Here is a 7,560-nt window from a genome sequence, read left to right on the forward strand (position 1 = left end):
GGCGTGTGTGGAAACTGAGCCATTTCGTGATGGCCGCCGGCGTCGCCTTGCCGGTTGTCATGCCCGGCTTTGCGGCTGTGTTCATCGCGGCGCTGTGCGTGGGCGGCACCTTCATGGTCATCACGCTGGCAGCACTGCAGGAAGGCAAGCGCATCGCGGGCAGCAATGCGACGGTGCTGATCGCCGCCATGACCTCGGCCTTCGCTGCCGGGCAAATCATCGGGCCGCTGACCGTGTCCGGCAGCAGCGGATTCTCGACCGCCCTTATCATCGCCGCCGTGCTGCTCGCAGGAAGCGCCTTGCTGCTGCGACGCGGACAACCACATTGAATCTGAAAGGAATCGACATGAGCCATGGAGTGACCAAGCTGGATCCGACCAATTGCATGCCCGGCCCGGAACGCATGCCGCCGCTGGCAATGGACGCGATGGACGACGCGCAGAAGGCTGCGGCGCAGGAATTGATCAACGGCCCGCGCGGCGCGGTATTCGGCCCTTTCATCCCCCTGATGCGCAGCCCGGAATTGATGAACCGGCTGCAAAAGGTCGGCGAATACATCCGCTTCCACAGTGCGCTGGAAACGCGCATCAATGAATGGGTAATGCTCATCGTGTCGCGCCAGTGGACGCAGCAGTTCGAGTGGTGCATGCACTATCCGCTCGCGCTCAAGGCCGGCATGAAGCAGGATGTGCTCGATGCGCTGGCGGAAGGCCGGCGGCCGAAGGGCATGGCGGACGACGAGGAAATTGCCTACGACCTGTGCGACGAACTGGCGCGTACTCATGGCGTGTCGGACGAGACCTACCGCCGCGCGGTGGAGAAGTTCGGCGAGCGAGGCGTGATCGACATGGTCGGCCTGGCTGGTTACTTCACTACCGTATCCATGGTCATGAACGTGGCGCGCACACCGCCGCAGAAGGAAACGACGGTTACGCCGCTATCGCCTTTCCCGCGCTGACAGGCCGTGATGCCCACCACGCGCCGACAGTGAGCGCGAGGTAGGCGCCGAGCAGCTGCATTGCCACGGCGGAGGGTTCCGCCGGTTGCTTGAAGAGGCTGTACAGGTGGAGCCCGGTCATTGCCACCGCGAGCAACAGGTAGCGGTGGCGGTTTTCGGCAACCGTGCCGAGGCAGAGCAGTACGCTTCCCCACATCAACGCAAGCTCCAGCAGGAGCGCGAAGGTCCAGTAGTTCCACCATCCCAGGCCCACCTTCATGCTGTCGAACCATAGTGGCAGGTCGGGAATATGCACCAGCAGGTCCAGCATCCAGTGCGCCGCCACGGTCAGTCCGATCGCAATGGCGCAGCGCGTGCGTTGCGCCAGGCGCGGCGTGCATAGCCAGAACAGGATGGCGGTCCCGATTGACCACAGCAGCGCCGACGACAGGCTGTGCGTATAGGGCATGAAGTACAGGTCCAGTCCATTGGAGCGCGTGAAGTCTGGAATCACCCGCATCTTCTCCACGCCAAGCAGCACGAAGCCGCCCCAGAACAGGTCGATCAGCTGGCAAGTCACGAAGTACACCGGAAGCGGCACGGCGGGCGCGACGCGCTTGGCAAGGAAGGCTGCGGAGTAGTGGCCGACAAACATTGAAGAATGTTGAAGTTTTGCCTTTTGGAAATATACGCCCCCGAAAGCCTTGTAGCGAGAGGGATAGCGGACATTTTTGCCAAAAGTGGCAAGAATGGCAACTATTCAAGCGGCGGGATATTTATGGCATATTGCCTTCAATAAAGAACGGCTCGGCAGGTAGCGGGCCATGTCAACAAGAGTGGATGAGGGGCATATGCTATTTCTGAAAAGCACGTCGGCACCGGTTGCACCCGGTGTCTTTACAGTCGATGTGGCGGCCAAGCCGCCGGGAAAGACGTTCATGGTGTACGTGGCTGTCGATGCGGTTGACCCGCCGGCCAGTTTCATTGAAGCGGTCGAGGGCCTGGGTTTCAAGCAGGTGTTCACCAAGCCTTACACCCACCACGACGGCAAGAAGATCGTCGACATCCATTTCCAGAAGGCCGGCACCGACATTTTCGATGGATGGACCGCCGCCGAGAAGGAATCCAACCTGCAGAAGCTCGACGAAGTGCTGGGCGGATTCAACATCAAGATCACCCCGCGCGTGATGTCGCTGGCAGAAGCCTTCCGCTGATACGTAGTCTCCGCAATACCATGCCCCTCCCGGGGCGGATTATGCTAGTCTTACGCCTCCCCGCGCAGCGGCCTCTAGAACCCGGGCTCGCCGCGCGGCGACGTATTTGTTCCTCTTCCTTATCAACGGAAGAAACCGGGAGATGCCGCGCACGTCGCTGCGGCATGTACCTGTCCACGGAATGCGATCGACTTAAGCAGCCGCCCGCATCCCGCAGCTGACGGAAAGAACGCCTGCACGAGAGATCCCTGTGCTCGTCCGGAAACCGGACAGTTCTTCCCCCGTCCGGCGCCATGAGGCGACCGACAGATCACGACGAAACAAGCTGCTGCCGCTCGCGTAACGGCGCTGCAGCACCATCACAACGTTCGCCAGGAGACTGGCGCTTGTCCCCAGAGACAAGCGCGGGCCGCCGCATTGCGCAAGCGGTTTCCGCGACCAACCATAAATAAGAAAGCATAACGACGATGTCCACGCTGGAACAACAAGCCCTCGAATACCACGCCGCCGGACAGCGCGGCAAGATTGCCATCGAAGTCACCAAGCCGGTCGGCAGCCAGGCCGACCTCTCGCTCGCGTACTCGCCGGGTGTCGCCGCACCCTGCGTCGCAATCAACAAGGATCCCGCCAAGGCCTACGAATACACCGCCAAGGGCAACCTGGTGGGCGTCATCACCAACGGTACCGCGGTGCTGGGTCTGGGCGACATCGGCGCGCTGGCCGGAAAGCCGGTGATGGAAGGCAAGGCCGTGCTGTTCAAGAAGTTCGCCGGCATCGACGCCTTCGATATCGAGATCGACGAAACCGATCCGGACAAGCTGGTCGAGATCATCGCCGCATTGCACCCGACCTTCGGCGGCATCAACCTGGAAGACATCAAGGCGCCGAAATGCTTCACCATCGAGCGCAAGCTGCGCGAACGCCTGTCAATCCCGGTATTTCATGACGACCAGCACGGCACCGCGATCGTCGTCGGTTCCGGCTTCCTCAATGCGCTGCACCTGACCGGCCGCGACATTTCCCTCGTCAAGGTAGTCTGCTCCGGCGCGGGCGCCGCCGCGATGGCCTGCCTCGACATGCTGGTGGACCTCGGTGTGCGCCGCGAGAATGTGTACGTGTGCGACAGCCGCGGCGTGCTGACCACCGACCGCGAACTGACCGAGGAAAAGCGCGCATGGGCGCAGAACACCGCGGCGAAGACCTTGTCGGACGTGATCGGCATGGCCGACGTGTTCCTCGGCGTGTCCGGTCCAGGCCTGCTCAAGCAGGAAGACGTAAAGCGCATGGCGTCGCAGCCGATCGTGTTCGCGCTCGCCAATCCCGAGCCGGAACTGCGTCCGGAACTGGTGCTGGAAGTCGCGCCCGATGCGATCGTCGCCACCGGCCGCTCCGACTACCCGAACCAGATCAACAACGCCTTGTGCTTCCCCTACCTGTTCCGCGCCGCCCTCGATAGCGGCGCGACCACGATCAACCAGGCGATGAAGCGCGCCTGCGTCGTTGCCCTCGCGGCCATGGCGCGCGCCGACGCGCAGTTCGGCAAGAACTACATCGTGCCGACGCTGCTGGATCCGCGACTGCTGACCGGTGTCACGCCGAAGATTGCGGCGGCAGCGGCGGAAAGTGGCGTGGCGCGCAAGGAGCTCGATCCCAAGGCATACGCTGCGCAGCTGGAAGCGCTGGCAAAGACGCTGCTCTAATCAACACGCAACCGCGCGCCTCTCCACGCCCCCGGAGAGGCGCAAGACGTCGTCCTCGTACTTGTCGAACGCCTCGCTGATGATCGTGCACAGCTCGTTGGCATCCCATGGCTTGTTGAGGAACTTGTAGACCGCGCCGATGTTGATGGCATTGGTCACCGCGTCGACATCGGCATAGCCCGACAGGATCATGCGCACCGTGGCCGGGTACATGTTGCGGATGCGCGCAAAGAATTCGACACCCGTCATTTCCGGCATGCGCTGGTCGCTCAGGATCACGCCGATTTCGTGCATGGCCATCAGGTCGAAGGCATCGAGCGCGCTGTTGGCGGTCAGGATGCGGCAGCCGGTGCGGCGCAGGATGCGTTCCAGCGCCGACAGCACGTGCGGCTCGTCGTCGATCAGCAGGATGGTGCGGTTGACCTGGCGGCGGCCCAGTTTTTCCATTGGTAGCGTCCTGCTCTCCCGCAGCAGGGCGGTGCACTGCTCCATTGGCAGGGGCGGACTGAAGTAGTAGCCCTGCATTTCGTCGCAGCCGTGGTCGGCCAGCAGCGCGAGCTGCGCCACGCTTTCCACCCCCTCCGCGGTCACTTTGAGGTGCAGGCTGTGCGCCATCGAAATCACTGCATTGGAGATCGCCAGGTCTTCCGGATTGCGCACGATATCCTGCACGAAGCTCCGGTCGAGCTTGATGATGTCCACCGGGAATTGCTTCATGAAGTGGAGGTTGGAGTAGCCGGTACCGAAGTCGTCGATCGCCACGCGGACGCCCAGCGCCTTCAGCTCCCGCAGCACACGGATGCTGTTTTCCGGATCCTGCATCGAGAGCGACTCGGTGATTTCCAGTTCAAGGCGCGACGGGTCGAGTGGCGTTTCACGCAGTACGCGCGACAGCAGCTTGATGAAATCCTTCTGTACGAACTGGATGCCGGAAATGTTGATCGAGACCGGCAGGTCGGCCACGCCGGCTTTCTGCCACGCCGCCTGTTGCCGACAGCTTTCGTGCAACACCCATTCGCCAATGCGATGGATCAGCCCGAGCTCCTCCGCCAAAGGCACGAAGCGCAGCGGTTCGATCTGGCCGAGTTCGGGATGGTTCCAGCGGATCAACGCTTCAACGGCCGTCACCTTGCCGCTAGACAGGTCCACGCGCGGCTGGTAATGCAATTCGAATTCGTCGTGCTCCAGTGCGCGCCGCAAACCGGTTTCCATCGCCAGCCGTTCATTGATGCGGGCGTGCAGCTCCTCCGTGTAAAACTGGAAGTTGTCGCGCCCCAGTTCCTTGGCGCGGTACATCGCCGTGTCGGCATTCCGGATGAGTGTTTCGGCATCGGCGCCATCCTGCGGATATACGGCGAAGCCGATGCTGCAGGTGACGGTAATCTCGCGGCCGGCGATCACCATCGGCTCGGCGATGCTGCTCAGCACGCGCTGCGTTGCATGGTAAGTGATGTCTTCATTGGCCTGGTCGTACAGCACCAGCACGAATTCGTCCCCGCCCAGCCGCGCCACCGTGTCGGAGTCGCGCACGCAATCCGACAGGCGTTCCGCGACGATCTTCAGCAACTGGTCGCCGGCGTCGTGGCCCAGCGTGTCGTTGACATGCTTGAACTTGTCGAGGTCGAGGAAGGCCACCGCGATCATTCGCTGGTAGCGCTGTGCGTAACTGATTGCCTGCATCAGCCGGTCAGTCAGGAGGTTGCGGTTGGGTAGTCCGGTCAGCGGGTCGTGCGTCGCCTGGTGCTCGAGCTGCTCCTGTGCCTCGCGGCGGGCGGTCACGTCCACCATCTCGCTGACGAAGTGGGTGACCGCGCCGTTGGCATCGCGTACCGGCGACACCGACAGCTCGTTCCAGAAACGGGAGCCATCCTTGCGGTAGTTGCGCAGCACCACGTGGACTTCACGTTCTTCCTGCAGCGCGGCGCGTAGCTCTTCCAAACCCGGCTGGTCGCGGTCGTCTCCGTGCAGGAAGCGGCAGTTGCGGCCGATCGCTTCCTCGGCGCTGTAGCCGGTCAGGCGCACGAAGGCGGGATTGACGTAGCGGATCAGGAAGCCGTCCTGCGCGGCGCTGGTCACCACGATCGGATAGTCGCTCGATTCGATCGCGCGCGCTGCCAGGCGCAGGCCTTCTTCGGCGACACGGCGTGCGGTGACGTCACGCGTGACGCAGAGGATGGACGAGATGTTGCCATCGGCATCCCGTTCGGCGACGAAATGCGTTTCCAGGCTGCGGCCGCCATGGTCGTACTCGTACACCGCCTCGCCGCCTTCGCGCGCCAGCCTCGCCATCTGCGTGCGCACGCTGCCGCGTATGCCCAGCTCTTCGGGTGTCTTGCCCAGTGCACGTTCCGGATGGAGGTCGAAGTAGAACTGGACTTGCCTGTTCACATACATACAGCGCAGGTCGCGGTCGAAGCGCGCGATCAGGTGGGGCGAATTGTCGAGCAGCGACTTGATTTCGGTCTCGTTCGCCTGCGACTGCACATAGGCGGTGCGCAAGCGGTCCATCATCGCGTTGAAGCTCTCCGCCAGCGACGAAAACTCGTTGCCGCCATCCACCTCCGCCTTGAGGTCGAATGAGCCGCTGCGCGCGATTTCGCTGGCGGTATGCCGCAACGCCGCGATGCGTGACACCACTGCGCGTCCGAAGCGATGCGAGCCGTACCAGGCAGCCAGCAGGAGCAGTAGTCCCCAGTGCAGCGCGCCCAGTGCGATCATGCCGGCCGCAGTCAGCAGGACGGCGGCCAGTGCGAGCGAGGATAGCGTGATGTGGCGGTACATGTCGCCCGACCTTCGCCAGGCTGCAAGCGCGCCGCGCAAACCGGAAAGCCATTTGGGAGTGGGAGGCATGGCAATCTGCGGACAAGCGGATCACTGGGGGCGGGCAAGGCGCTGCCTGGCTTCGCTGCACAATGCAGTCTGCTCTGGAAGGACTCCCGGCATGCTTGTCTCCTTGCGGGCCTGCCTGCCGTGACCGGGAGGTCGATCGTGCGGCGGCACCTTTCATTCTTCAGCTGACGTGAATTGATGCAAATCAATCCAATTCATCATATATGCTGAAGGGCGCTTCCGCGAGGAAAGATTGACAACGCCGGAATCGCTCCAGGCCGGCATTGTCATTTTTGAAATCAGTCGCTTGCGACGACGCGGTTGCGTCCGGACTGCTTCGCGCGGTACATGCGCTGGTCTGCCGTGTCGACCAGTTTTTTCCATTCGTCGGCAGCATCGCCGATCCGCTCGGCGATCCCTGCGCTGACGGTTACCGGCGTATTGTCGGGCCGGCTGCCGAAGCCGATGCCGCGCAGACGCTGGACGGCTGCTTCGGCCTGGCGCAGGTCGGTGTTAGGCATGATGAGCACGAATTCCTCGCCGCCCCAGCGCGCCAGTGTATCCCCGCGGCGCAGGTTTGCACCGACGGTGCCCGTCATGTCGACCAGCACCTTGTCGCCCGCTTCATGGCCGAACTTGTCGTTGACCGACTTGAAATGGTCGATGTCGAAGAACGCCACCGACATCGGCGCTTCGTGGCGGGTGGCGTTGTTGAAATGGAGTTCCATCACTTCCTCGCCGCTGCGGCGCGAGAACACGCCGGTCAGCGGATCGCGAATCGCCTGGCGCACCAGTACCAGCATGAAGGCGAGCTGGCTCATGCCCGCCAGCGTCGAGACGCCGGTGATGAGGACCAGCAGCCAGAATGCACCGGCGAACG

General features: G+C 62.8%; 7 protein-coding genes. 4 read left to right on the plus strand and 3 right to left on the minus strand.

Going from position 1 to position 7,560, the window contains the following annotated elements:
• Both AYR66_RS17330 and AYR66_RS17335 read left to right on the plus strand, forming a co-directional pair.
• On the plus strand, positions 1 to 329 hold a 329-nt coding region (locus tag AYR66_RS17330; protein ID WP_141104264.1), incomplete at its 5' end, for a YbfB/YjiJ family MFS transporter.
• Positions 330 to 346: 17 nt separating this feature from the next.
• Positions 347 to 958 (plus strand): carboxymuconolactone decarboxylase family protein, encoded by a 612-nt coding sequence (locus tag AYR66_RS17335; RefSeq protein WP_206047209.1) that lies wholly within the window; start codon positions 347 to 349, stop codon positions 956 to 958.
• Here AYR66_RS17335 and AYR66_RS17340 read toward each other — a convergent pair.
• Positions 930 to 1,592, minus strand: coding sequence for a hypothetical protein (locus AYR66_RS17340; protein WP_088708542.1), 663 nt, complete (start codon positions 1,590 to 1,592; stop codon positions 930 to 932). The two genes, AYR66_RS17335 and AYR66_RS17340, sit on opposite strands and share 29 nt — an antisense overlap.
• A 196-nt stretch (positions 1,593 to 1,788) precedes the next feature.
• Here AYR66_RS17340 and AYR66_RS17345 point away from each other — a divergent pair, with 196 nt between their 5' ends.
• Complete coding sequence (locus AYR66_RS17345) at positions 1,789 to 2,151, plus strand: hypothetical protein (protein WP_088708543.1); 363 nt, start codon at positions 1,789 to 1,791, stop codon at positions 2,149 to 2,151.
• 467 nt (positions 2,152 to 2,618) lie between these two features.
• Positions 2,619 to 3,851, plus strand: coding sequence for a malic enzyme-like NAD(P)-binding protein (locus AYR66_RS17350; RefSeq protein ID WP_088708544.1), 1,233 nt, complete (start codon positions 2,619 to 2,621; stop codon positions 3,849 to 3,851).
• Here AYR66_RS17350 and AYR66_RS17355 read toward each other — a convergent pair whose 3' ends face one another.
• Complete coding sequence (locus tag AYR66_RS17355; RefSeq protein WP_088708545.1) at positions 3,852 to 6,701, minus strand: EAL domain-containing protein; 2,850 nt, start codon at positions 6,699 to 6,701, stop codon at positions 3,852 to 3,854. It abuts the gene before it with no gap.
• Between the two features lie 278 nt (positions 6,702 to 6,979).
• Positions 6,980 to 7,560, minus strand: a 581-nt coding sequence (locus AYR66_RS17360; protein WP_141104265.1) for a GGDEF domain-containing protein, incomplete at its 5' end; no start/stop codon positions are given.

It is taken from the genome of Noviherbaspirillum denitrificans (genome assembly GCF_002211445.1).
Taxonomy (GTDB): Bacteria; Pseudomonadota; Gammaproteobacteria; order Burkholderiales; family Burkholderiaceae_D; genus Noviherbaspirillum; species Noviherbaspirillum denitrificans.

What these genes read in the sequence shown, in the direction of transcription:
- AYR66_RS17335 (WP_206047209.1), top strand. Translation starts at nt 347, where the DNA reads ATGAGCCATGGAGTGACCAAGCTGGATCCGACCAATTGCATGCCCGGC.
- AYR66_RS17340 (WP_088708542.1), bottom strand. Translation starts at nt 1,592, where the DNA reads ATGTTTGTCGGCCACTACTCCGCAGCCTTCCTTGCCAAGCGCGTCGCG.
- AYR66_RS17345 (WP_088708543.1), top strand. Translation starts at nt 1,789, where the DNA reads ATGCTATTTCTGAAAAGCACGTCGGCACCGGTTGCACCCGGTGTCTTT.
- AYR66_RS17350 (WP_088708544.1), top strand. Translation starts at nt 2,619, where the DNA reads ATGTCCACGCTGGAACAACAAGCCCTCGAATACCACGCCGCCGGACAG.
- AYR66_RS17355 (WP_088708545.1), bottom strand. Translation starts at nt 6,701, where the DNA reads ATGCCTCCCACTCCCAAATGGCTTTCCGGTTTGCGCGGCGCGCTTGCA.